Origin of the sequence: Yimella sp. cx-51 (genome assembly GCF_017654605.1) — a bacterium.
Taxonomy (GTDB): domain Bacteria; phylum Actinomycetota; class Actinomycetes; order Actinomycetales; family Dermatophilaceae; genus Yimella.
Genome location: NZ_CP072113.1, coordinates 2,769,655 through 2,793,959, shown reverse-complemented (window position 1 = coordinate 2,793,959; position 24,305 = coordinate 2,769,655). Strand labels below are relative to the sequence as shown.

At 67.4% G+C, this 24,305-nt stretch carries 21 protein-coding genes; 12 read left to right on the top strand and 9 right to left on the bottom strand.

Annotated elements, in window-relative coordinates; all coding sequences use genetic code 11:
• Positions 1-13: 13 nt before the first annotated feature.
• A complete protein-coding gene (locus J5M86_RS13295; RefSeq protein ID WP_188058993.1) occupies positions 14-1,003 on the bottom strand; it encodes an ornithine cyclodeaminase family protein in 990 nt (329 codons plus the stop codon).
• 185 nt (positions 1,004-1,188) lie between these two features.
• Between J5M86_RS13295 and J5M86_RS13290 the strand changes: the two genes are divergently transcribed.
• The 6 genes from J5M86_RS13290 (at position 1,189) to J5M86_RS13265 (ending at position 9,172) form a co-directional block, all read left to right on the top strand.
• On the top strand, positions 1,189-2,349 hold the full coding sequence (locus J5M86_RS13290) for a Glu/Leu/Phe/Val dehydrogenase (protein WP_223158314.1): 1,161 nt from the start codon (positions 1,189-1,191) through the stop codon (positions 2,347-2,349).
• Positions 2,346-4,526: a thiamine pyrophosphate-dependent enzyme gene (locus J5M86_RS13285; RefSeq protein ID WP_188058994.1), complete on the top strand. Its 2,181-nt coding sequence runs from the start codon at positions 2,346-2,348 to the stop codon at positions 4,524-4,526. The genes J5M86_RS13290 and J5M86_RS13285 overlap by 4 nt, the downstream gene beginning before the upstream one ends.
• Positions 4,523-5,677 (top strand): FAD-binding oxidoreductase, encoded by a 1,155-nt coding sequence (locus J5M86_RS13280; RefSeq protein ID WP_244328367.1) that lies wholly within the window; start codon positions 4,523-4,525, stop codon positions 5,675-5,677. The genes J5M86_RS13285 and J5M86_RS13280 overlap by 4 nt, the downstream gene beginning before the upstream one ends.
• 27 nt (positions 5,678-5,704) lie before the next feature.
• On the top strand, positions 5,705-7,243 hold the full coding sequence (locus tag J5M86_RS13275; protein ID WP_188058995.1) for an aldehyde dehydrogenase family protein: 1,539 nt from the start codon (positions 5,705-5,707) through the stop codon (positions 7,241-7,243).
• Between the two features lie 104 nt (positions 7,244-7,347).
• Positions 7,348-8,529: an acyl-CoA dehydrogenase family protein gene (locus tag J5M86_RS13270; RefSeq protein ID WP_188058996.1), complete on the top strand. Its 1,182-nt coding sequence runs from the start codon at positions 7,348-7,350 to the stop codon at positions 8,527-8,529.
• A 130-nt stretch (positions 8,530-8,659) separates the two neighbouring features.
• On the top strand, positions 8,660-9,172 hold the full coding sequence (locus tag J5M86_RS13265; RefSeq protein WP_188058997.1) for a GNAT family N-acetyltransferase: 513 nt from the start codon (positions 8,660-8,662) through the stop codon (positions 9,170-9,172).
• Positions 9,173-9,222: 50 nt separating this feature from the next.
• Here J5M86_RS13265 and J5M86_RS13260 read toward each other — a convergent pair whose 3' ends face one another.
• Together J5M86_RS13260 and J5M86_RS13255 are read right to left on the bottom strand one after the other, a co-directional pair.
• Positions 9,223-10,257: an IS30 family transposase gene (locus tag J5M86_RS13260; RefSeq protein ID WP_188059483.1), complete on the bottom strand. Its 1,035-nt coding sequence runs from the start codon at positions 10,255-10,257 to the stop codon at positions 9,223-9,225.
• A 274-nt stretch (positions 10,258-10,531) separates the two neighbouring features.
• Positions 10,532-11,290 carry an IclR family transcriptional regulator gene (locus J5M86_RS13255; RefSeq protein ID WP_188058998.1) on the bottom strand — a complete coding sequence of 253 codons (759 nt, stop codon included), beginning with the start codon at positions 11,288-11,290 and terminating at the stop codon, positions 10,532-10,534.
• A gap of 200 nt (positions 11,291-11,490) precedes the next feature.
• On the opposite strand from J5M86_RS13255, the gene hutH reads away from it, so the two are divergent.
• Positions 11,491-13,083 carry a histidine ammonia-lyase gene (hutH, locus tag J5M86_RS13250; RefSeq protein ID WP_188058999.1) on the top strand — a complete coding sequence of 531 codons (1,593 nt, stop codon included), beginning with the start codon at positions 11,491-11,493 and terminating at the stop codon, positions 13,081-13,083.
• 23 nt (positions 13,084-13,106) lie between these two features.
• Entirely contained in the window at positions 13,107-14,873 is a 1,767-nt protein-coding gene (locus tag J5M86_RS13245) for a urocanate hydratase (protein ID WP_188059000.1), read from the top strand.
• Between the two features lie 68 nt (positions 14,874-14,941).
• Here J5M86_RS13245 and J5M86_RS13240 read toward each other — a convergent pair whose 3' ends face one another.
• Positions 14,942-15,412 carry an aminoacyl-tRNA deacylase gene (locus J5M86_RS13240; protein WP_188059001.1) on the bottom strand — a complete coding sequence of 157 codons (471 nt, stop codon included), beginning with the start codon at positions 15,410-15,412 and terminating at the stop codon, positions 14,942-14,944.
• A gap of 32 nt (positions 15,413-15,444) precedes the next feature.
• On the opposite strand from J5M86_RS13240, the gene J5M86_RS13235 reads away from it, so the two are divergent.
• The 3 genes from J5M86_RS13235 to hutI are packed head-to-tail and all read left to right on the top strand — an operon-like array spanning position 15,445 to position 19,249.
• Positions 15,445-16,653 (top strand): allantoate amidohydrolase, encoded by a 1,209-nt coding sequence (locus J5M86_RS13235; RefSeq protein ID WP_188059484.1) that lies wholly within the window; start codon positions 15,445-15,447, stop codon positions 16,651-16,653.
• Positions 16,650-18,083 (top strand): formimidoylglutamate deiminase, encoded by a 1,434-nt coding sequence (locus tag J5M86_RS13230; RefSeq protein WP_188059002.1) that lies wholly within the window; start codon positions 16,650-16,652, stop codon positions 18,081-18,083. Before J5M86_RS13235 ends, J5M86_RS13230 begins: the two co-directional genes overlap by 4 nt.
• Complete coding sequence (gene hutI / locus J5M86_RS13225) at positions 18,080-19,249, top strand: imidazolonepropionase (protein WP_188059003.1); 1,170 nt, start codon at positions 18,080-18,082, stop codon at positions 19,247-19,249. The genes J5M86_RS13230 and hutI overlap by 4 nt, the downstream gene beginning before the upstream one ends.
• A 126-nt stretch (positions 19,250-19,375) precedes the next feature.
• Here the strand turns inward: hutI and J5M86_RS13220 are convergent, their stop codons facing one another.
• The 4 genes from J5M86_RS13220 to J5M86_RS13205 all read right to left on the bottom strand — a co-directional run bounded on the left by J5M86_RS13220 (position 19,376) and on the right by J5M86_RS13205 (position 23,308).
• The gene (locus J5M86_RS13220) at positions 19,376-19,678 is read right to left on the bottom strand and encodes a DUF4333 domain-containing protein (protein WP_188059004.1); all 303 of its coding nucleotides are present in this window, start codon (positions 19,676-19,678) and stop codon (positions 19,376-19,378) included.
• 101 nt (positions 19,679-19,779) lie between these two features.
• Positions 19,780-21,153 (bottom strand): dihydrolipoamide acetyltransferase family protein, encoded by a 1,374-nt coding sequence (locus J5M86_RS13215; protein WP_188059005.1) that lies wholly within the window; start codon positions 21,151-21,153, stop codon positions 19,780-19,782.
• Positions 21,150-22,187: an alpha-ketoacid dehydrogenase subunit beta gene (locus J5M86_RS13210; RefSeq protein ID WP_188059006.1), complete on the bottom strand. Its 1,038-nt coding sequence runs from the start codon at positions 22,185-22,187 to the stop codon at positions 21,150-21,152. The genes J5M86_RS13215 and J5M86_RS13210 overlap by 4 nt, the downstream gene beginning before the upstream one ends.
• Positions 22,184-23,308 (bottom strand): thiamine pyrophosphate-dependent dehydrogenase E1 component subunit alpha, encoded by a 1,125-nt coding sequence (locus J5M86_RS13205; RefSeq protein ID WP_188059007.1) that lies wholly within the window; start codon positions 23,306-23,308, stop codon positions 22,184-22,186. The genes J5M86_RS13210 and J5M86_RS13205 overlap by 4 nt, the downstream gene beginning before the upstream one ends.
• A 65-nt stretch (positions 23,309-23,373) precedes the next feature.
• Between J5M86_RS13205 and J5M86_RS13200 the strand changes: the two genes are divergently transcribed.
• Complete coding sequence (locus J5M86_RS13200) at positions 23,374-23,898, top strand: Lrp/AsnC family transcriptional regulator (RefSeq protein WP_188059008.1); 525 nt, start codon at positions 23,374-23,376, stop codon at positions 23,896-23,898.
• An 80-nt stretch (positions 23,899-23,978) separates the two neighbouring features.
• Here the strand turns inward: J5M86_RS13200 and J5M86_RS13195 are convergent, their stop codons facing one another.
• Positions 23,979-24,299, bottom strand: a complete 321-nt coding sequence (locus tag J5M86_RS13195; RefSeq protein ID WP_188059009.1) for a DUF4235 domain-containing protein — start codon at positions 24,297-24,299, stop codon at positions 23,979-23,981.
• Positions 24,300-24,305: the final 6 nt, after the last annotated feature.

Here is a 24,305-nt window from a genome sequence, read left to right as displayed (position 1 = left end):
CCTCTGAGGCTTGTCACTGCGGCAGCGGTGTTCCTCGACCCATTTCGCGTGCTGTCGACAAGATCGCTTCGGCCGCTGCGGCGTCCTGCATGCCGATGCCCACGGTGTTGTAGACGATGACCTGCGAATCGTCCTGTCGGGCAATGGCGCTGCCCACCAGCACGTCGCCGAGTTGCTGGACGTCGCGCAGTTCGAGTGCTCCGTCGGCGACGGCTGCCCGCACCGAACCGGCGTGCACCTTGGCCACTTCGAGGTGATCGACCACCACCGCAGCAGCCCGCTTCATGAGCGACGTGTCGAGCTCGTTGCGGTCGGCCGCGAAGCTGCCGACGCTCACGACGGTCGCCCCGTCGGCCACCTCGGTCGATTGCAGCACCGGCGTCGAGGAGGTGGTGCAGGTGACGATCACGTCGGCATCGCGCACGGCCTCAGCGGCGGATGTCGCGACGCTCACGCGTGCGGCGGTCTTCGCCGCGACGGCGTCGACCGCGCTTCGACACTGCGCCTCGTCGGGGCTGAAGATGCGGATCTCGCTGAGGTCGAGCACCTCGCCGATGAGATGGGCGTGCGCCACTCCCTGGACCCCGGCACCGATGACTGCGAGCACGCTCGAGTCGTTGCGGGCGAGCGCACGGACGGCCACGGCGGACGCAGCGGCGGTGCGCATGGTGGTGACAGTGGTGCCGTCGAGAATGGCTGCGAGAGTGCCGTATTCGGGGTCGAGCACCAGCACGGTGGCCGAGATGGACGGCAGGCCGTGGGCGGTATTGCCGGGCACGACTGCGCCGAACTTGCACACGCCTCCGGAGGTGGGAGACACCTTGGCCGCGTAGCAGAAGGTGTCGCTGTGGTCGTCGGTCATGACGATGCGTTCGGGCTGCACGGCGGTGCCGCGTCCGAGGCCTTCGAAGGCCTCCTGTTGAGAGGCGATCGCGATGTCGGGAGTGAAGATTTCTTCGATGTCGGAGGCGTTCAGGACCAAGGTGGGTGGGGCGTCGCGCATGATCGAACCTTTCGTCGGTGTCTGGCAACTATGTTGTGCAGCAGTGCGATTCGTCCAGACCCGCAGGAGCAGCAGCAGCAATTCTGTCGCTGCGGCAAAGAACTGACGGCCTTGAGGGATGGCCGGAATCAATGCTCGTCGGCAAAGTGGTGTGCATCACATTCACCACGTCCGAAGAGGTTCTGATGCCCGAGGTCGACATCTTCCAACTGATGGATCGCTGGGGTCCGGAGAAGGTGGTGTGTGTCTCCGACCGTCGCTCGGGGATGAAGGGCGTGGTCGTCATCGACAACACCGCCCGCGGCACGGGCAAGGGCGGCACTCGCATGTCGGCCGATCTCTCGATCGGCGAGGTCGCTCGCCTCGCACGCACCATGACCTGGAAGTGGGCGGCCGTCGATCTCTTCCACGGCGGTGCCAAGGCCGGCATCCTCGGCGACCCGACCGGCCCGGGCAAGGAAGCGATCCTGCGGGCCTTCGCCCGCGCACTGGCCAACGAGGTGCCGCACGAGTATGTCTTCGGTCTCGACATGGGCCTGGCCGAGAAGGACGCCGCGATCTTCGTCGACGAACTGCGCGACCGCGGTGTTGCGACCGGTCTTCCCGCGACGCTGGGCGGCACGCCCTACGACAAGCTCGGCATCACCGGTTACGGCGTCGCCGAAGCTGCCGGCGCTGCGGCCGAGACGACCGGCATCGATCTGCGGGGCGCACGCGTCGCGATCCAGGGCTTCGGTGCCGTCGGGGTCGCCACCGCCGCTCGCCTGCAGGAAATGGGCGCCGTACTGGTGGCCGTCTCCAACGCCGTTGGTGCAGTAGCCGATCCGGACGGACTCGACGTCGCCGCGCTCACCAAGCTGCGTGACGAAGCCGGCGACGAAGGAATCCGCGACTACGGACGCCCGCTGCTCGATCGCGACGAGGCGCTGCGGCTGCCCTGCGACGTGCTCGTGCCCGCCGCCGGGCAGGACGCGATCGGCACCGACATTGCCCATGCCACGACCGCGCGGCTGGTGGTCGAGGGTGCCAACATGCCGACCACCGCAGACGCCAAGGGCGTACTGGAGTCTCGGGGTGTGGCGATCGTCCCTGATTTCATCGCCAACGCCGGCGGCATCATCGCGGCCGCCTACTCGATGGACGCGCGATACTCGCCGTTCCCGGTCGACACCCGCCGGGTGTTCGAGACCGTCACCGAGAAGATGCGCGGCAACACCACGGCCGTGCTGGGCGCCGCCGCCCGCACCGGCCGCGGCACGCACCAGGCAGCACTCGATCTGGCCCAGTCGCGCGTGCGCACCGCCATGGAGCTGCGCGGGCAATGGCTGGTGGACGAGCCCGCATGATCACCTCGATCGACGAACACTTCGCCGCAGTCGTTCGTTCCTGGGAGTCGGCGCCGCCTTCCGTGCCCGCCGGTGGCGAGGGCTTGGAGCAGCTCTTCCAGGCGCAGCTGGCCAGCCGGCATCTCGACTTCGCGGCGCGCACGCTGCAGCAGCGCAAGCTCGGCTACTACACGATTGGTTCGTCCGGTCACGAGTCGAATGCCGCTGTGGCTGCGGCGCTGCGGCCCACCGACCCGGCGATGTTGCACTACCGGGCCGGCGCCTTCTACTGCATGCGTGCGACGCAGTTGCCCGGCCATGACGCGGTGCGCGACATGGTGCTGTCGCTGACCGCCAGCGCCGACGACCCCATCTCCGGCGGCCGCCACAAGGTGATCGGCAATGCCGACCTCGCAATCATCCCGCAGACATCCACGATCGCTTCGCACCTGCCACGCGCAGTCGGTGCTGCCTTCGCAATCGGACGTGCCCGGCAGGCAGCTGTCGAGCTCGCCTGGCCGCACGACTCGGTGGTCGTCGCCAGCCTGGGCGACGCCTCGGTCAACCACTCCACCGCCGTCGGAGCGCTCAACGCAGCTGGCCATGCCGTGCACCAGGGCGTGCCCATGCCGCTGCTCGTGGTGTGTGAGGACAACGGCATCGGCATCAGCGTTCGCACCCCGGCCGGGTGGACGGCGAGCATGCTGCGCAGCCGGCCCGGCTTCGAATACGTCGAGGCAGACGGCACCGACCCCGCCGAGGCTCTTCGCAGGACGAGCGAACTCGTCGCCCGGGTGCGTGCCGAGCGACGTCCGGCGATCCTGCACCTGCGCACCGTCCGACTCATGGGTCACGCCGGGTCGGACGCCGAAGTCGCCTATCGCAGCCCGCGCGAGATCCTCGCCGACTACGACTGCGACCCGCTGCTGGCCACGGCCTCTGCGCTGGTCAACTCCGGAGCGCGCACCCCGAAGGACGTGCTGGACGAGTACGAAGCGATGCGGGGACGCGTGGCCGAAGCCGTCGACTCGCTCACTCCCACGCGGCACCTCAGCACCGCCGCCGAAGTGATCGCGCCCTTGGTCGTCGACCCGGATCGCACAGTGGCCGCCATCGAGCCGGCGTCGAATGAATTGCGGGACAAGGCTTTTCGAGGTGCTCTGCCGGAGTCTTCTGGTCCGCGCACGCTCGCCCAGGCCATCAACGCCTCGCTCACCGACCTGCTCGCGGCCCTCCCGCAGGCACTCGTCTTCGGTGAGGACGTCGGCGTCAAGGGCGGCGTCTACGGCGTCACCCGCGGTCTGCGCCGGGCGTTCGGCGCGGCGCGTGCTTTCGACACGCTGCTGGACGAACAGTCGATCCTCGGCACGGCGCTCGGTTCGGCGCTCGCGGGCTACCTGCCGGTGCCGGAGATCCAATACCTCGCCTACCTGCACAACGCCGAAGACCAGTTGCGTGGTGAAGCAGCGAGCCTGCGCTTCTTCTCCAACGGTCAGTGCCACAACGGAATGCTCGTGCGCATCGCCGGCCTCGCCTACCAGAAGGGCTTCGGCGGTCACTTCCACAACGACAACTCGGTGGCGGTGCTCACCGACATCCCCGGCATCGTCGTCGGCGTACCCTCCAGCGCGGCCGAGGCTCCTCGGATGATCCGCACCCTTGCCGCGCATGCCTTGAACGACGGTCGGGTGTGTGTGCTTCTCGAGCCCATCGCGCTCTACCACTTGCGCGACATCAAGGCCGGCGACGGACGACTCGCCGCCGACTACACCGCGCCTGCCGACTGGGCCGGCGACCAGGCCCGGTTGGACGAAGGTCAAGAGCTCGGCGGCGGCCCGGACGCCCTCGTCGTGACCTTCGGCAATGGCGTGCCGATGAGCGTGCGCGTGGCCGACTCGCTTCGGGCACAAGGCGGCCCGGACGTGAGTGTCTTCAACCTGCGATGGATCACCCCGCTCCCGGTGGAGCACCTGATGCGGGTCGCGGCGTCCTTCCCGCATGTCGTCGTGGTCGACGAGACCCGCCATAGCGGTGGGGTGGGGGAGTCGGTGGTCAGCGCGCTGGTGGAGGGCGGCTATCAAGGTCAGATCCAACGCGTCGCCAGCGTCGACTCCTTCGTCCCGCTCGGCCCGGCCGCAGACACGGTGCTGTTGTCGGAGGACGACATCGCACGAGCCCTCAAGGAGGTTCAGCAGTGAGTGAAGCAGTGCCGACGACTGCATCGGTCGTCGTGATGGGTGGTGGCGTGATCGGCCTGAGTACGGCCTACCACCTCGCCAAGGCAGGCGTGCGCGATGTCGTGGTCGTGGAGACCAACCAGCTCGGCTCGGGCTCGACCTGCAAGGCGGCGGGCGGCGTCCGCGCGATGTTCTCCGACGAGATCAACGTCATCATGGGCAAGCACAGCCTGGACGTCTTCGAGCGCTTCGGGGAGTTGTTCGACCAGGAGATCGACCTGCACCAGGTGGGCTATCTCTTCCTGCTCGACAACGACGAGGACGTCGCCGACTTCGAGCGCACCGTGCAGTTGCAGCAGTCGCTGGGCATCGAGGCCCACATGATCGATCCGACTGAGGCGAAGCGGCGGTCTCCGCTGATCGACATCACCGGCATCAAGGCAGCGGCTTTCTCGCCGCGCGACGGTCACTGCACCCCGGAGTCGGTCGTGCTCGGCTACGCGCGAGCAGCTCGCAAGGCCGGCGTCCGCATCATCACCGGCTGCGAAGTCACCGGTGCCGAGGTCAGTGGCGGACGCATCCGCGTCGTCGAGACCAGCAGGGGCCGCATCGAGGCCGACACGGTCGTGTGCGCGACCGGTGCGTGGTCGGGCAAGGTGGCCGGCCTGTTCGGCGTCGATCTGCCGGTGACACCGATGCGTCGTCAGATCCTCGTGACAGAGCCGATGACGGGGCTGCCTTCCGACACCCCTTTCACCATCGATTTCGCCACGTCGCTCTACTTCCACAACGAGGGCCCCGGACTTCTTCTTGGTATGTCTGACAAGAATGAAACAGAGGGCTTCAAGCTGAACCGCGGCGAGGAGTGGCTGCCCGGTCTCTTCGATGCCATTGAGCGTCGGGCACCTTCGCTGGCCGAGGTGGGCATGGCCTCCGGCTGGGCCGGACTCTACGAGATGACTCCCGACCACAACGGGCTGGTCGGCCAGGCCGACGACCTTCCCGGTTTCTACTACTGCACCGGCTTCTCCGGCCACGGATTCCTGCTCGGGCCGGCACTCGGTGAGGTCATGCGTGACCTCATCAGGGGCGACCAGCCAATGGTCGACATCTCGTGTTTCGATGTTGCGAGATTCGCGCACGCGACGCGCCCCGAGAAGAACATCGTCTGAACGATCATTCGAAAAGGATTGAGAATCATGGCAACTGAGCACGCACTGCCCAGCCCCGACACTGTTCGCGAGGAGGCCCTCGCAGCTGCCCGTGCATGCGGTGTCGACCTCGACGCGCATGCCGGTGATCACGTCGGACTGTCGCCGGTGACCGGTGCGCAGGTCTCCTCGCTGAGCTGGACCGACGCGAAGGGCGTCGAAGCGGCGATCGGCGCCGCTGCTGCCGCCTTCCCGAAGTGGCGTGACACCCCCGGCCCGGTGCGCGGTGCCGTGGTGAAGCGGCTGGGCGAATTGCTCGTCGAGCACAAGGAGCACCTCGGCACCCTGGTGAGCGCCGAGGTCGGCAAGATCACCTCCGAGGCGCTCGGCGAGGTGCAGGAGATGATCGACATCTGCGACTACGCAGTCGGTCTCTCCCGCCAGCTGTTCGGCAGCACGATGACCTCCGAGCGTCCGGGCCACCGACTGATGGAGACCTGGCACCCGATCGGCGTCGTCGGCGTGATCTCCGCGTTCAACTTCCCGGTCGCCGTGTGGTCGTGGAACACCGCCATCGCGCTCGTGTGCGGTGACACCGTCGTCTGGAAGCCGTCGGAGCAGGCGCCGCTGTGCGCGCTGGCCTGCAACGCGCTGATGCAGCAGGCGTTGCGCGATTGCGGCCACGACCCGGAGATCAGCCAAGTAGTGCTCGGAGCGGCGGACGTCGGCGAGGCACTGGTGACCGACACCCGGGTCGCATTGCTGAGTGCCACCGGCTCCACCCGCATGGGCCGCGAGGTTGCGCCCAAGGTGGCGGAGCGTTTCGGTCGGTGCCTGCTCGAGCTGGGTGGCAACAACGCAGCCATCGTCACTCAGTCGGCAGATCTCGACCTCGCCACCCGCGGCATCGTCTTCTCCGCGGCTGGCACCGCCGGGCAGCGTTGCACCACGATGCGCCGGGTGATCGCGCACAGCTCGGTGGTTGACGAGATCGTCGACCGCGTGGCGGCCGCCTACGGCTCACTGAAGGTCGGCAACCCGATGGCCGACGGCACGCTGGTCGGCCCACTGGTCAACAAGCGCTCGTACGAGGGATTCAATGCGGCGATCGAGGCGGCCAAGGCTGAGGGCGGTGACCTGCGTGCCGGCGGCGAGCGTGAGTTGGTCGATGAGGCCTCCGACGCCTACTACGTGCGTCCGGCCTTGTTGCGGATGCCCGGCCAGACGAAGGTCGTGCAGACGGAGACCTTCGCGCCGGTGCTCTACGTGATGGCGTACGACACGCTGGAGGAGGCCATCGAGATGAACAACGCTGTGCCGCAGGGTCTTTCGTCCAGCATCTTCACCTCCGACCAGGCCGAGGCCGAGCGTTTCGTCTCGGGAGCCGGTTCTGACTGCGGCATTGCCAATGTCAACATCGGCACCTCGGGCGCCGAGATCGGTGGCGCCTTCGGTGGTGAGAAGGAGACCGGCGGCGGACGCGAGTCGGGCTCGGACGCATGGCGCGCGTACATGCGTCGCGCGACCAACACGATCAACTACTCGGGTGAACTCCCGCTCGCACAGGGCGTCGAGTTCGACTTCTGATTCGATCGGCCAGGCGCCCGCTGCTTCGTCGCGGCGGGCGCCTGGCCCGGGTCGACCACGCATCATTTAGTGAACTCTCTGAACTTCAGCACTAGGAAGGCGCCATGAGCACTCCGCCCACCCCGTTGGAACTGTTCGACCTCGATGGGCAGGTCAGCGACATCGACCTCGACATCCGTAACACCGTGCGGTCGGCGCTGGATCGCTCCGTGCGTCCGCGCATTCGGCAGTGGTACGAGGACGCCGCCCTCCCCGCCAAGGAACTGGCCAAGGAACTGGGTGACCTCGGGCTGCTCGGCATGCACCTGGAGGGTTACGGCTGCGCCGGCACCAGCGCCACCGCGTACGGCCTGGCCTGCACCGAACTCGAAGCCATCGACTCCGGCGTCCGCTCGCTGGTGTCGGTGCAGGGTTCGCTGGCGATGTTCGCGATCTACCGCTGGGGTAGTGAGGAGCAGAAGCAGCAGTGGCTGCCGGCGATGGCTGCCGGTGATGCGATCGGCTGCTTCGGCCTCACCGAGCCCGACTTCGGTTCCAACCCTGGCGGCATGCGCACCTTCGCCAAGCGCGATGGTGACGACTGGGTGCTGAACGGATCCAAGATGTGGATCACCAACGGCTCCGTGGCAGACGTCGCCGTGGTGTGGGCACAGACCGGTGAGTCGAGCCGTGACATCCGCGGCTTTGTCGTGCCGACCGATACGCCCGGATTCTCCGCGCCGGAGATCAAGGGCAAGATGTCGCTGCGCGCGTCGGTGACTTCTGAACTGGTGCTCGATGGTGTGCGCCTGCCGGCCGACGCCGTCTTCCCTGAGGTGCGCGGTCTGCGCGGCCCGCTGTCGTGCCTGGACGAGGCCCGCTTCGGGATCGTCTTCGGCTCGGTCGGGGCAGCGCGCGACAGCCTGGAGACCGCTATCGCCTACTCCCGCGACCGGCAGATCTTCGACAAGCCGCTCGCCGGCTACCAGCTGACCCAGGCCAAGCTCGCCGACATGGCGCTCGAACTCGGTAAGGCGATGCTGCTCGCGCTGCACCTGGGCCGCCTGAAGGACGAGGGCAAGCTGCGTCCGGAGCAGATCAGCCTCGGCAAGCTCAACAACGTCCGCGCGGCTCTGGAGATCGCCCGCGAATCGCGAACCATCCTGGGCGCCAACGGAATCAGCAGCGAATACCCCGTGATGCGGCACGCGAACAACCTCGAATCGGTGCTCACCTACGAGGGCACGTCCGAGGTGCACCAGCTCATCCTCGGCAAGGTGCTCACCGGGGCGGACGCCTTCCGCTGAGCGCTTGCGCGCGGCAGGGTTTGACTCCTGAAATCCGCGTGAGTTTGTGGGGTTCGTCGTCGTACGAACCCCACAAACTCACGCGGATTTTCGGTTGGGATGGGTGCCGGTCCGCCCTATCCTGATCGCCATGCCAACTGTCCGGCTCGAGGCCGTCACCGACGAAGTGCTCGCTGAACTGGCGCGGGTCGCCGTCACCGATGCTGCCGCGGACGAGGTGACGCCGCCGCTGACGGAAGGCTCCGGGTGGAGCCCCGAGCGGATCGAATGGTTCGAGAGCTACCACCGGCCGCGTCGTGCCGGCGTCGATGGACCCGATCGCGAGGCGACCTGGGCCGTGCTGGTCGACGGTGAGCCAGCGGGCAGCGTCCGGTTGAAGCGCACGGATGAGGACGGCGTCGTCGAATGCGGAATCTGGCTGGCACGGTCGGCGCGTGGTCGCGGGGTGTCGGTGGAGGCGATGCGGCTTGTCATCGACGAGGCGCGCAACGCGGGCATGCGTGCGGTGTGCGCCGACACTTCGGCGCAGAACCACGCCGCGCAGGCAGCCATGATGCGACTGGGATTCGTCCTGAGCGACGGCGCCGAGGGACGGGTGGAAGGACGGCTCACCCTGGAACAGCACGCCCTCTTCGTCGAGTGAGGTACTTCCGCACAAACCGGACGCAAAAGGTACGTTCTGATGAGGCGGATTCAAGGGTTGGTCGCAACACTGTGGGTTTGCAGCAGCTCGGCGTAGGCCTCTGCTGGTGTTTTGAAACCTAGTCGTTTGCGGGGTCTGGTGTTGAGGAGCTCTTGGACCTGGGCGAGTTCGTCGGCGGTGTGGACGGAGAGATCGGTGCCCTTGGGAAAGTACTGGCGTAGGAGCCCGTTGGTGTTCTCGTTGCTGGGGCGCTGCCAGGGACTATGGGGATCGGCGAAGTAGACGTTGATGCCGGTGGCTTCGGTGATCTTGGCGTGGCTGTGCATCTCTGTCCCGCGGTCCCAGGTGATGGTCTTGGCGAAGAACGGGGGGTAGTCGATCATGGCTTGGGCGACGGCCTCAGCGACGGGTTCGGCGCGGCACCCGTCGGGCAGGTGGACCAGAGTGAGGTAGCCGGTGGTGCGCTCCACGATGGTGCCGATCCCGGAGCGGGAGACAACTGTGCCGCGGATGAGGTCACCTTCGTGGTGGCCGGGGACTAGCCGGTCATCGGCTTCGGTGGGGCGTTCGGCGATGGAGACTAGGCCCGGGATGCGCCCCCGACGGTCGCGGCGCCCGCGGTGCCGGCGCAGGGTTCGGCCGGTCCGTAGATGGGCGGTGAGCAGGCGTTTCATCTCCCCGCCGGGGTGGATCAGGATGGCCTTGTAGATGGTCTCGTGACTGACCTGCATGGACTCATCATCGGGGTAGTCGACTTTGAGTCGGCCGCTGATCTGTTCCGGTGACCAGCCCTTGTTCAGGTCTGTTTGGACTCGCTGACACAGAACAGTGTTTTCTTCGAGTCTGGTGTTTCTGGGCCGGCGTTGCCGCTGGTGCGCGAGCGTGTCGGCGGTGTGGGCGAGGTAGACGCCGGTGTCGGGATGCAGGTTGCGGCGTAACTCCCGGCTGATCGTCGAGGGTGAGCGTCCCATCTCCTCAGCGATCTTGCGGATGCTCATCCCGCGACGATGGAGGTCCTGGAGGTCCTGACGGTCCGCGGTGCACAGATAACGGTCGTTGTACCGGGTCCCGGGTGGCCTGAACATGCCCCCAGCCTCTTGACGAAGCTCGTGAACCCGTGACTTCGACACGCCCGTCAGGCGCGCGACCTCACGCACGCTGTGGCCCATCGCCAAGCTGTCAAGGACCAGCCGGTACGGCACACGCCTGATTCTTCCCATGACACCTCCTCGGTAGAGGTGTTGCGACAATCACTTGAGCCTGCCTGACCGAAACGTGTGATTTGCGTCCGGTTTGTGGGGTGCTTGTGCGACGCACAGGGATTCCGAACCTCGCTGATTCGGTCCCCAGCGCCGGTCATCAAGCTATGGACGCTCGAAAACCCAGGCGCTGGCTGAGCGACTCAGCAGCCGCCAACACCTGCTCGACGAGGCGCTCGCGCTCGGCCGTCTTGAGGTCACTGGCGAAGGTGGTTGCCAGGCCGGCGGCCGGTTGTCCGGTGTGGTCGAAGACGCAGGCGGCTACGGATGCCAATCCTGTTGTGACTGAGCCGTCTTCGAAGGCGTACCCACGTGCGCGCACCTGCGAGAGTTCGGAGCGCAAGGCGGTGAGCGAGGTGGGGCCGACGCCGTGTCGCTGGACGAAGTCACTGCGCGAGGGAAACAACGCCCGCACCTGCGCGTACGGCAGTCGGGCCAGCATCGCCAGGCCGGACGCGGTGAGCGTGGCGGGTAGGCGGACGCCGACGTCCGTCACCAGAGCCGGACGCCCAGGGGCGCGTTCCTCGATCACGTAGAGCACGTCGCGCCCGTGCAGTACGGCGAGATGGACGTTCTGCTGGGTTTCGTCGACCAGGCGGCGGATCGTTGGAAGGGCGACGCGTTGGAGCGGTTGCTGCCGGGTGTACGCCGAGCCGAGTTCGTACGCGGCGACCCCGAGGCCCCAGCGCTGGTCGTCCCGGGAGTGAGTGACGAAGCCGGCGTCGCGCAGCACTCCGAGCAGTCGATAGGTGGACGAACGGGGCAGCCCCAACTCGCGGGCGAGCGCCGCGCTTGGTTGAGGGGTGCCGCGGCGCGCTAGTAGCTGGAGCAGCCCGAGCGCTTCACCGGCGTCCGGCATGGCCCACCGCCCATCGCAAACGCGGCGTTTCTTCGCTGACGCGGTAGCTGCAACGGCCGCGTTTGCAGGTAAGCGCCGCGTTTGCTGTTGGAAGGGCCGCGGTTGCGGTTCGGAGGACCATGCCGCACTGTCTCATATCTGAGACAACATCGATACGCGACGGGTGGTTCCGGGGCAGGGAAGGCAGTGCAATGGATCACATGAGCCAAGAGCAGACGACCTTCGGATGGTTCTCCGAGGAGCAGCAAACGCCCACCCCGCAGACGGTGGACGTGGGCATCGGCGCGGTCAGCATCGACGACGTGGTGGCAGTCGCCCGCCGCGGCGCGCAGATCCGCATCATCGACGAGGCTCGCGCGGAGGTGGAGAAGTCGCGCCGCATTATCGAAGAGTTGGCGCACGACACGGTGCCGCACTACGGCATCTCCACAGGTTTCGGCGCGCTGGCCACCAAGCACATCCCGGTCGCCAAGCGGCAGCAGTTGCAGCACTCGCTGGTTGCCTCCCACGCCGCTGGGTCTGGCCCGTTGGTCGAGCGAGAGGTGGTGCGGGCGCTGATGCTCCTGCGCATCTCGACGCTTGCCACCGGCCGCACCGGTATCCGTCCGCAGACGCTCGACACCTACGTCGCGATGCTGAACGCCGGCATCACCCCGTGCGTGCGCGAGTACGGCTCGCTGGGCTGCTCGGGTGATCTCGCACCGCTGTCGCACTGCGCGCTCGCGCTCATGGGCGAAGGCGAGGTGCTCGACAAGCACGGCGAACAGATGGACGCCGCGCGCGCTCTCGACGCCGCGGGTATCGAGCCCGTCGTGCTGGAGGAGAAGGAGGGCTTGGCGCTCATCAACGGCACCGACGGCATGCTCGGCATGCTCTGCCTGGCGATCGACGACCTGCGCATGCTGCTCACCACGGCCGATCTCGCCGCCGCGATGAGCGTCGAAGGTTTGCTCGGTACCGATGATGTCTTCGCGGCAGACCTGCAGGCGCTGCGTCCGCACCCCGGTCAGGCCGCCGCAGCAGAAAACATGCGAAAGATGTTGTCGGACAGCGAGATCCGCCGGTCGCACCGCGACCCGAGCGCGTGCACTCGCGTGCAGGACGCCTACTCGTTGCGTTGTGCCCCACAGGTGCACGGCGCCGCCCGCGACACTCTCGCGCATGCCATCACGGTCGCAGAACGCGAACTCGCCGCGGCGGTCGACAACCCGGTGGTCACGCTCGACGGCCGCGTCGAATCGAATGGCAACTTCCACGGCGCCCCGGTCGCCTATGTGCTCGACTTCCTCGCCGTCGTCATCGCCGACGTTGCCAGCATGAGTGAGCGCCGCACCGACCGTTTCCTGGACGTCGCCCGCAACCACGGCTTGCCGCCCTTCCTCGCCGACGACCCGGGCGTCGACTCCGGCCTGATGATCGCGCAGTACACCTCGGCCGGCATCGTCTCCGAACTCAAGCGTCTGGCCGCCCCGGCGAGCGTCGACTCGATTCCGAGCAGTGCCATGCAGGAAGACCACGTGTCGATGGGTTGGGCGGGCGGACGCAAGCTGCGGCGTAGCGTCGACGGTCTTGCCCGCGTACTCGGTATCGAACTCATCACCGCTGCCCGGGGCATCCAACTGCGCGCCCCGCTGCAACCCGGCGGCGGAGCCCAAGCCCTCATCGACCACCTGCAACTACCTGCCCCCGGGTCCGACCGCTACCTGTCGCCGGAGATCGAGCGCATCGCATCGCTCGTCACCCACGGCATGGCGGTGCAGGCCGCCGAGACCGCGCTCGGTCAACTGAACTGACTTACCCGAGAAGGAGATCCACCATGAACGCATCCACCGAGAGCGGACCGCGTCCGGTTCGTGCTCCTCGTGGCACTGAGCTCAACGCCACGTGCTGGCAGACCGAGGCGCCGCTGCGCATGCTCATGAACAACCTCGATCCCGAAGTGGCCGAGCGCCCCGACGACCTCGTCGTCTACGGCGGCACCGGCAAGGCCGCGCGCAACTGGGAGTCCTTCGATGCCATCGTTGAGACACTGAAGACGTTGCAGCCCAACGAGACTCTGCTCGTGCAGTCGGGCAAGCCGGTCGGCGTCGTCACCACCAACGAGTGGGCGCCGCGCGTGCTCATCGCCAACTCCCACCTCGTGCCCGACTGGGCCACCTGGCCCGAATTCCGCCGGCTCGAAGCCGAAGGTCTGATGATGTACGGCCAGATGACGGCCGGCTCGTGGATCTACATCGCCACCCAGGGCATCCTGCAGGGCACGTACGAGACCTTCGCTGCGGTCGCCCGCAAGCGCTTCGGTGGCACCCTCGCCGGCACGATCACCCTCACCGGTGGCTGCGGCGGCATGGGCGGCGCGCAGCCGCTGGCCGTCACCCTCAACGGCGGTGTCTGCCTGATCGCCGACGTCGACCGCACCCGCATGGAGCGTCGCGTCGCCAAGCGCTATCTCGCCGAGATCGCCGACGACCTGGACGACGCGATCACCCGCGCCAACGCCGCCCGCGAGGAGAAGCGCGCCGTCTCCATCGGCATCGTCGGCAACGCCGCCGAGGTCTTCCCCGAACTGCTGAAGCGACACCAGGCCGGCGACATCAGCATCGACGTCGTCACCGACCAGACCTCCGCCCACGATCCGCTCTCCTACCTCCCGATCGAGGTCGGTGTGGACGAGTGGCAGCGCGAAGCCGAGGGTGATCCTGTCGGTTTCACGAAAAAGGCGCGCGAGTCGATGGCGGCCCAGGTGCAGGCGATGGTGGAATTCCAGGACGCCGGCGCCGAGGTCTTCGACTACGGCAACTCCATCCGCGACGAAGCCCGCTCGGCCGGCTACGACCGCGCGTTCGCCTTCCCCGGATTCGTCCCGGCCTACATCCGTCCGCTCTTCTGTGAAGGGCTCGGCCCCTTCCGTTGGGTGGCCCTCTCGGGTGACCCCGAAGACATCAAGGTCACCGACAAGGCGCTCAAGGAGCTCTTCCCCGAGAATGAGCACCTGCACCGATGGCTCGACGCCGCAGGTGAATTCGTGGAGTTCGAGGGTCTTCCGGCGCGCATCTGCTGGCTCGGTTACGGCGAGCGTCACAAGGCCGGACTGCTCTTCAACCAGCTGGTCAAGGAGGGCAAGGTGTCGGCTCCCATCGTCATCGGCCGCGACCACCTCGACTCCGGCTCGGTCGCCTCGCCCTATCGCGAGACCGAGGGCATGCTCGACGGCTCCGACGCCATTGCCGACTGGCCGCTGCTCAACGCGCTGACCGCCACCAGCTCCGGCGCCACCTGGGTGTCGCTGCACCACGGCGGCGGCGTCGGCATCGGACGCTCGATCCACGCCGGTCAGGTGGGCGTCGCCGACGGCACCGAGCTGGCAGCCGCCAAGCTCAATGCCCTGCTGACCAACGACCCCGCCATGGGTGTCTTCCGGCACGCGGACGCCGGTTACCAGCGCGCGGTTGACGTGGCGTCCGAGCGTGGGGCGAAGGTGCCGATGACGCCGGTCGTGCGTGACGCGGGTGGCGCCCAAGCCGCGCAGCAGGCCGCCACCCAGAAGGCGGCGTCCAGCAAGGCACCCAAGGCCGGCGCCTGACGATGAACCCCACCCCGACGGCCTCCAGGAGAGTCGCGCTGACCCGCGTCCTGCGGGCGGTCGGTGGGCTATTCGGAGAGGTCGGCGACCGTCGCGTCGAAATGAGTGATGAGGTCATCGCCCCGCACGGTCAGTCCGACGCCATGACCGCCGCCGCCGAGACTGATCGTGCGACCGCGCAGGTGCTCGTCGGCGTAGACGGGCAATGCCGTCGTCGAGCCGAACGGAGTGATGGTGCCGCGCTCGTACCCGGTGACCGTCTTTGCCGTGTCGGCATCGGGCATCGACAGCCGGTTGCTGCCCAGCAGCGCACGCACCTTCGGCCACGAGAACTTCCGGTCGCCCGGCACCAGCACGAAGACGTACTCGTCATCGGTCACTCGCACGACGAGCGTCTTGATCAGATCGCGTGGCTCGATGCCCCGCGCCGCAGCCGCCTCCGCCAAGCTCGACACCTCACCGTGCCGGGTGACGGTGTGTTCGATGCCTGCAGCACGCACGGCGTCGATCGCGGCAGTCGTGGGTTCGTCCTCAGCCATGCGCTCGACTCTAGATTGGAAGGGTGACTGCTGTGCATTCCTACTTCGACCGGCTGTGGGCACAGATCGAGCCGATCGGCCGGGACGCTTCGTCCGGTGGCTACCGGCGGTTTGCGCTCACCCGGGAAGATCACACGCTGCGCGAATGGTTCGCGGCTGAATGCGCCGCGCTTGGACTCGACCTCGTCGAAGACCGCATGGGCAACCAATGGGCCTGGTGGGGTGATCCCGACAGTGAGCCCGGTGTCGTCACGGGTTCTCACCTCGACTCGGTGCCTGATGGCGGAGCATTCGACGGCCCGCTCGGCGTCGTCTCATCGCTTGCGGCAGTAGCGGCTTTGCAGGAGAAGGGTTTTCAGCCCCGCCGACCGATCGGTGTCGTCAACTTCGGCGACGAGGAAGGTGCGCGGTTCGGCGTCGCATGTGCGGGCTCGCGGGTGATCACCGGAGCGCTCACTGGTGAGCGTGCCCTCGGCCTGAAGGATGCCGACGGTGTGACGATGGCGGAAGCGCTGCAGAAGGCCGGACGTCCGGCTGACATCGGCGGCGACGATGAAACGCTGCGCCGCGTCGGGGCCTTCATCGAGTTACACGTCGAGCAGGGACGGGCTCTCGCCGACCTCGACCCGTCCACCTCGGCTGTGGCCGTGGGCACCGACATCTGGCCACACGGACGCTGGCGTGCCGACTTCTCCGGACGCGCCGACCACGCCGGCACCACCGCCCTGGCTGATCGGGACGACGCCATGCTCAAGGCGGCGATGTTCGCTGTGGCGGCACGCGAGGAGGCCGCTGCGCGTGACGGCGAATCGCGTTGTGTCGCAACGGTCGGGAAGCTGAAGGTGACACCCGGTGGCGTCAACGCGATCCCGTCGCACGTCACCGCCTGGCTGGACGCCCGCAGCAGCGACGAGCAACTCGTACTCGCGACGATCGAGGCGCTCGAACAACGTTTCCCTGACGTCCTCACCCAGGAGTCGTGGACGCCCACCACCCACTTCGATGCGTCCCTGACGGCCCGGGTGCGAAGTGTGCTCGGCGATCAGACCCCCATGCTCGGCACCGGAGCTGGCCACGACGCCGGCATCCTCGCCAACGCAGGGGTGCCGACGACGATGCTCTTCGTGCGCAATCCCACGGGCAGCTCGCATACTCCGGAGGAGTTCGCGGAGGCGGACGACTGCCACCGCGGCGTGGACGCGCTGGTCGCGGTGCTGGAAGACCTGGCGGGTGACTCATGAGCACAGGGGCCACCACCTACTGGTGTGAGTACGCGCAGCTGCCCGAGGGCACGCGTCCGTCGGTACGCATCACCGTGGGTGAAATCGGCGTGAGTTTGTGGCCTTCGTACGGTGCACAAAGGCCACAAACTCACGCCGATTTGCTGGAGGGACGGATTGGTCCGCGGATCCTCTCGATCGAGAGCACCCCTGCCGAGCCGGGTGATGTGCGGTTGCCTGGCGTCACGATGCCCGCCTTCGCCAACACCCACAGCCACGCCTTCCACCGCGCGCTACGCGGACGTACTCACGACCAGGACGGCACCTTCTGGACCTGGCGCGACCGCATGTATCACGTTGCTACACAACTTGATCCGGAGAACTACCTCGCGCTCGCCCGCGCCACCTACGCGGAGATGGCGCTTGCCGGCATCACCGCGGTGGGGGAGTTCCACTACGTGCACCACAACCCGGACGGCACGCCGTACGACGATCCGAACGAGATGGGCAAGGCGCTCCAGCAGGCTGCTCGGGACGCCGGCATCAGGTTGTGCCTGCTCGACACCTGTTACCTGGCCGGGGGTCTCACGGCAGATGGGCACACAGAACTCTCGCCGCAGCAACGCCGATTCGGTGACAAGGATGTGATGGCGTGGGCCGATCGAGTGAGCCGCTTGGAAACTGACCACGGCCGGAGCACGATCGCCACCGCCATGCATTCGGTGCGAGCAGTCCCGTTCGATCAGTTGTCGGCTGCGGCGAATGTGGCCAGCCACGTGTGCGACGGCACTTGGATCAACACTCCCTTGCACATCCACCTCAGCGAACAACCCGCCGAGAACGAGGCTGCCCTCGCGTACTACGGACGGACCCCGACGCAGCTTCTCACCGATGCGCAGCTGCTCGACCGCAACCTCACGGCTGTGCACGCAACTCACCTGACCGATACCGACATCGCCCTGTTGGGGCGGGCGAACGCGCATGCCAGCTTCTGCCCGACCACCGAGCGTGACCTCGCGGATGGCATCGGACCGGCGAAGGCATTGCGAGACAGTGGAGTTCAGCTCACCCTCGGAAGCGACCAGCACGCCGTCATCGACATGTTCGAGGAGATGCGGGCGGTCGAGATGCACGACCGATTACGCACCAATGAGCGCGGTCACTTCTCCCCGAACGAGCTTCTCGATTTCGCGACGGGCTACGCAAGCATCGGCTTCGGCGAGATCGGCAGTCTGGCCGTCGGGCAGCACGCCGACTTCATCTCCGTGCGGCTCGACTCACCGCGCACTGCCGGCAGCCACCCCGCACAGATCGCCTTCAGCGCCACCGCCGCCGATGTCCACGCCGTCGTGACCAGCGGAGAACAGATCGTCTCCGACGGCCAGCATCGCCTCGGAGATGTCGGACGCCTACTCACCGACGCCATCGCACCCTTCTGGGAGGACGCATGACAACCCTGGTCACCGGTATCGCCGAACTCGTCACCAACGACTCCGCTCAAGAAAGCGGCCTGCTCGGCATTGTCGAGAATGCCGCAATCGTGCTGGGCGACAACGGAATCGAGTGGATCGGACCTGCCACCCAAGCGCCGGACGCCGATGAGCGAATCGACCTCGGCGGCCGCGCGGTGCTGCCCGGGTTCGTCGACAGCCACACCCACCTCGTCTTCGCCGGTGACCGATCGGCCGAGTTCACCGCCCGCATGACCGGCGAGCCCTACGACGGTGGTGGCATCGCCGTCTCGATGGCCGCCACCCGCGGTGCATCCGACGACGAGCTGCGCGCGCTCGTGGGTGCTCGCATCCAACAGATGCGCGCCCAGGGCACCACCACGGTCGAGATCAAATCGGGCTACGGCCTGGATGTCGAACACGAAGCGCGCTCGCTGCGTATCGCCCGCGAATTCACCGACGAGACCACCTTCCTCGGCGCACACGTCGTCCCGCCCGAGGCCCGGGACGACCGCGCCGCCTACGTCGACCTCGTCGCGGGGGAGATGCTGGACGCCTGCGCACCCCATGCCAAGTGGGCCGACGTCTTCTGTGAGCCGAACAGTGCCTACGCCTTCACCGAGGACGAGTCGCGGCGGGTACTGGAGGCATGCGCGGCGAAGGGGCTGGCGCTCCGGGTGCACGGCAACCAGCTGGGTCATGGGCCGGGGGTGCAGTTGGCCGTCGAACTCGACGCCGCCAGCGTCGATCACTGCACCTTCCTCAGTGACGCGGACGTCGAAGCACTCGCGGGCAGCGACACCGTCGCCACCCTGCTTCCGGGAGTGGAGTTCTCCACCCGCATGCCCTACCCACGAGCCCGCGACCTGATCGATGCCGGCGCCACCGTTGCTCTGGCGAGTGACTGCAACCCGGGCACCTGTTACTCAAACTCGGTGCCCTTCGTCATCGCGCTCGCCGTGCGCGAGATGCGGATGACCCCGGGTGAAGCGGTGTGGGCAGCCACTGCCGGTGCGGCGAAGTCGTTGCGGCGCAATGACATCGGTGTGCTGCGAGTGGGAGCGCGAACAGACCTGACAGTGCTGGACGCCCCGAGCCATCTGCACTTGGCCTACCGCCCGGGCGTGCCCATCGCGAAGGCGTTGGAGCTGACGACCGGGCACTGAGGAAGGGCCTCGCGTCCGGTGGTTGAGCAGAGCACGAGAAACGAGTGGGCGTGTCGAAACCGGCCGCGGCCATGCGAACGGGCGGCCACCCGAAGGTGACCGCCCGTTCGTGAAAACTAAAGGGGCTCAGCGCTTCTCGACGGTGTAGTTGACGGTCTTGCCGTCGACCGACTTCACGACGGCGCGCAGCTTCTGCGTGGTGCCACCGACCTTGGCGTCGCAGTCGGTGCTGGCCTTGACCTCGGCCTTGAGGTTGTCCTCGCACTTGACGGACTCGACCTTCACGCCGCTCTCGGTGAGCTTCTGCTTGATGGTCTTCTCGACATCGGACTTCTCGACGGCTGCGCCACCGCAGGCCGCCAGGCCGCCCATCAGGAAAACACCGGCAACGGCTGCTACGGCGCCACGGCGAACGTGTGTGGTGGTCATTGCTTCCTCCGAAAGATGTAAGAGTTACCAGGGCGCATCCTACGCAGCACCTGGGCTGCGCAGCGACGCGGTTGGCATCGAATGTGTGTGGTCTGTGTGGGTCAGCAGTCGGCGAGCAGTCGCAGCGGTTGCTCGACCGCATCGGCGACGAATCGCAGGAAGCCGCCGGCTGATCCGCCGTCGCACACTCGGTGGTCGAAGGTGAATCCCAATTGGCTGACCTTGCGTACCGCGAGTTCGCCGTTGACCACCCACGGCCGATCGATGATGCGGCCGACCCCGAGCATCGCCGCTTCGGGGTGGTTGATGATCGGCGTCGAGCCGTCGACCCCGAAGACCCCGTAGTTGTTGAGGGTGAAGGTGCCGCCGGTGAGTTCGGCGGGCGACAGTTCGCCGTCGCGGGCGCGTCGGGTGAGTTCGGCCAGCGCTGCGCCAAGTTCACGCGTCGACAAGGTGTGGGCGTCGCGCACGACCGGTACGACGAGTCCGCGGGGCGACTGCGCCGCGAAGCCGAGGTTGATCGCCTTGTGTCGCACGATCGCATCGCCGTCGACGGACGCGTTGAGTTCGGGGAACTGCTGCAGCCCGGCCACGCAGAACCGTGCCAGGAGGGCGAGCAGACCCACGCCCTGTTCGCGCAGCGCATCACGCGCCGACATCAGGCCAGTGGCATCGACATCGACCCAGGTGGTCGCGTCCGGGATCTCGCGGCGGGAGGTCGACAACTTGTCCGCGATCACCCGACGCAGCCCGGTGAGCGGGATGCGCTCGTCACCCTCGACCGAAGCCGATGCCTCGACGGTGGCCGAAGCCGGAGGGAGAGCGGCAGCCGCCGCAGGACCCGACGACGAAGAGGGCCGACTGCTGATCGCCGCTTCGACATCGCTGCGGCGAAGCACTTCACCGACAGCCGGACGCAGCGAGAGCAGATCGATGCCGTGGTCGAGCGCCAGCTTGCGTACCAAAGGCGAAATGACCTGCGGGGCAGCGGTTTCGGGAGGCGAGACCGCAGCGGCTGGTGCTGGGGCCGACGCCTCCGATGCGACCGCTGCGGGAGCGGCCACCGGCGAGGCCGGCGCGGGAACAACTGGTGCGGGAGGAGCAACTGCAGCAGCACCCCGAGCACCACCGCGACGGCGACGGGAGGTCTGGCCGTGCCCGGTGCCGTAACCGATGAGCACCGCGCCCGAACCCTCGTCCGACGCACCGCCCCCGGCCGACGAGCTGGACGAAGCGCTTCCCGCGACCGTGATCAGCGGTGCACCCACCGCGACGACATCACCAACGGCACCGTGCCGCCCGGAAACACGCCCGGCGAAGGGGATCGGCACCTCGACCGTGGCCTTGGCGGTCTCGACCACAACGACGTTCTGGTCGATGCTCACCTGCGCGTCATCGTCCACGAGCCACTCCACGATCTCGGCCTCGGTAAGGCCTTCGCCGAGGTCGGGCAGTTGGAAGACCTGATCGCTCACGACTGCACCCCGTGGTGGGTGAGATCGGGCTCGTCGTCCCACTGCAGACGCTCGATCGCATCGAGGATGCGATCGACGCCCGGCAGGTAGGTGTGCTCCAACATGGGCGCTGGGTAGGGCAGCGGGAGTCCGCTCACCCGCAGCACCGGCGCGGCCAAGGAGTGGAAGCACTGCTCGGTGATACGGGCGGCGAGTTCGCCTGCGACACCGGCGAATTCCTGTGCTTCGCTGACCACGATGCAGCGGCCGGTGTGGCGCACCGACTCCATGACGGTGCGGTCGTCGAGCGGCACGATGCTGCGCAGGTCGATGACCTCGACGTCCCAGCCCTCCTCGGCCGCAGCGGCGGCTGCCTTCAGGCTGATCGCCAGCGACGGACCGTAGGTGATGAGCGTGACGTCCTTGCCCGGCCGGCGCACCGCCGCCTCGCCGACGGGTTGACCAGGAGCAGAGGTGTCGACGTCCGCCTTGTTCCAGTAGGCGACCTTCGGCTCCATGAAAACCACCGGGTCGGGGTCGTCGATGGCGGCGCGCAGCATCCAGTAGGCATCCTCCGGCGTGGCGGGCGTGTAGACCTTCAGGCCGGGGGTGTGGGCGTAGTAGCCCTCGCTGGAATCGCAGTGGTGCTCGACGCCGCCGATGCCCCCGGCGTAGGGCACCCGGATGACCATCGGCAGGCTGACCGAGCCGTTGGTGCGGTTGTGCATCTTGGCGACGTGGGACGCGATCTGCTCGAACGCCGGATAGGCGAAGGCATCGAACTGCATCTCCACAACCGGACGAAAACCGGTGTAGCACAGGCCGATCGCGAAGCCGACAATGCCACTCTCGGCCAGCGGGGTGTCGAAACAACGCTCCTCACCGAACTCCTTGGTGAGCCCGTCGGTGACGCGGAAGACGCCACCGAGCACGCCGACGTCCTCGCCGAACATCAGGACGTTGTCGTCGTGCGCCATCGCGTCGCGCAGCGCTTGGTTGATCGCCTTGCTGAAAGTGAGTGTTTGTGTGGCGGCGGGTGCTTCGAGAGTGGTCATCGCCCCTCCTCCTGGTCGGCGTCGAGTTCGGCGCGCACCATCGCGCGTGCCTGCTCGACCTGCGGGGTGCTCTGGCTGAAGACGTTGTCGAAGAGCGACATCGGGTCGACCTGCGGGTCGACATTCATCCGGTCGCGCAGGTCGGTGGCCAACGCTTCGGCCTCCTGGCGCACAGCATTGGCCTGGTCGTCGTTGAGCAGGCCGCGGGCACGCAGGTAAGCCTCGAGTCGCGCGATCGGATCGCGGTCGAGCCAGGCGGTCACCTCGTCGCCGGAGCGATAGCGGCTGGCGTCGTCGGCGTTGGTGTGGGCGTCCATCCGATAGGTGTGCGCCTCGATCAGGAAGGGGCCGCTGCCGCCGCGGCAGTGGCGCAGGGCGGCGTCCATCACGGCGAGTACCGCGGCCGGGTCGTTGCCGTCGACCTGTTCGCAGGCCATGCCGTAACCAACTGCCTTGTACGCCAACGAAGGAGCCTTGGTCTGCTTCGACAGCGGCACGCTGATCGCGTACTTGTTGTTCTGCACGAAGAAGATCGCCGGGGCATCGAAGACTGCGGCGAAGTTGAGCGCTTCGTGGAAGTCGCCCTCGCTGGTTGCACCATCGCCGATGAAGCCGAGTGCGACGCTGTCCTCGCCTCGTCGCCGTAGGCCGTCGGCCGTGCCTGCGGCGTGCACCAACTGGGTGGCGAGCGGCGTGCACTGTGCGGCGGTGCGGTGCTTCATGGGGTCGTAGCCGCAGTGTGCGCTGCCGCGCAGCAGCGTGAGCACTTCGACTGGGTCGATGCCGCGGGTGACCAGCGCCATCGATTCGCGGTAGGTCGGGAACACCCAGTCGCGCGTCGTGAGGCTGCGCATGACGCCCACCTGGCAGGCCTCCTGGCCGCGCGAAGAGGGGTAGACGGCGAGGCGTCCCTGCTTGGTGAGCGCGGTGGCCTGCAGGTCGAACCGGCGGCCCAGCACCATGTGGCGCCAGACGTCCTGCAGTCGGTCGGCGGTCGGCATCGCGTAGGGGCGGCGGGTGCCCTCCTGGGTCACTTCCGCGCCGGTGGGATCGATCAGCTGCACCGGACGCGGCGAAGGCAGGAACGCCTCGACCGCGACGTCCTGCGTTGTGGTCTGCATCACGTTATCGTCGCGCCTCGTGCCACCTGGCTCAAGTTCGGTGGAAAGTGGTGGATGATCGGCTCATGAATGACGGTTCAGGAAGCAATTCGTCCAGCAAGTTCGATCGGAGTCGGGTCGCAGATGGACGATCGGTCGAGGGCGTCGACTCGGTCGACCGACGGATCATCGCCGAGTTGGTCGCCGATTCGCGGGTGTCGGTGCGGGCGCTCGCCGAAAGGCTGCACCTGAGCCGCGCGGGCGCGTACGCCCGGATCGAGCGGCTACGCGAACGGGGCGTGATCAAGGGCTTCACCATCGCGATCGATCCGGCCGCCGCCGGACTGACGACCACCGCCTACGTGGCAATCAACATCGAGCAGAACTCCTGGCGCGCGGTCAGCGCAGCCTTGGAACAGTTGCCGTATCTCGACCGCATTTCCCTCATGGGCTCTGAGTTCGACGTCATCGCGCAGGTGCACGCGCCCGACAACCAGGCCTTGCGCGAACTCGTGCTCGAGCAGATCCAGGCCATCCCCGGCGTCCTCGGCACCCGCACCTGGCTGGTCTTCAACGAGATCAAAGGAGCTGGCACGCCCTGGCAGTCCTAGCCGACAGGCCGCGAGCATAACTGCGCGCCACGTCAAGACCCGAAGTGTGGGTTCGACGTGGCGCGCCGGATGAGCGGGGTTCAGGCCTTGGCGGCCTTCTTCTGCGCCTTCTCCAACGCCTTCTGGTGTTCCTTGACGACGGCCTGCGGCGGGTGACCAGCCGACTTGGTCCAGTACTCAGCGGCCTTGCGCTCGCCGAGTGCGCGCATGCCCTGCGCGACGCCGGCCGCGAAGAGGGTGTAGAGAGCGGTCTGCTTCGCCGAGTAGTTCGGGTCGTGGCGGCCGACCGGAGCCGGGTTGCCGGTGGCGAGGCCCCACCCCTTGGTCGTGACCTTCGTGGCGATCTGGGTCGCGGCCACGCCGGCGGCGGCGGCGACGATCTTCCACACCAGAGAACCCATGTGTTC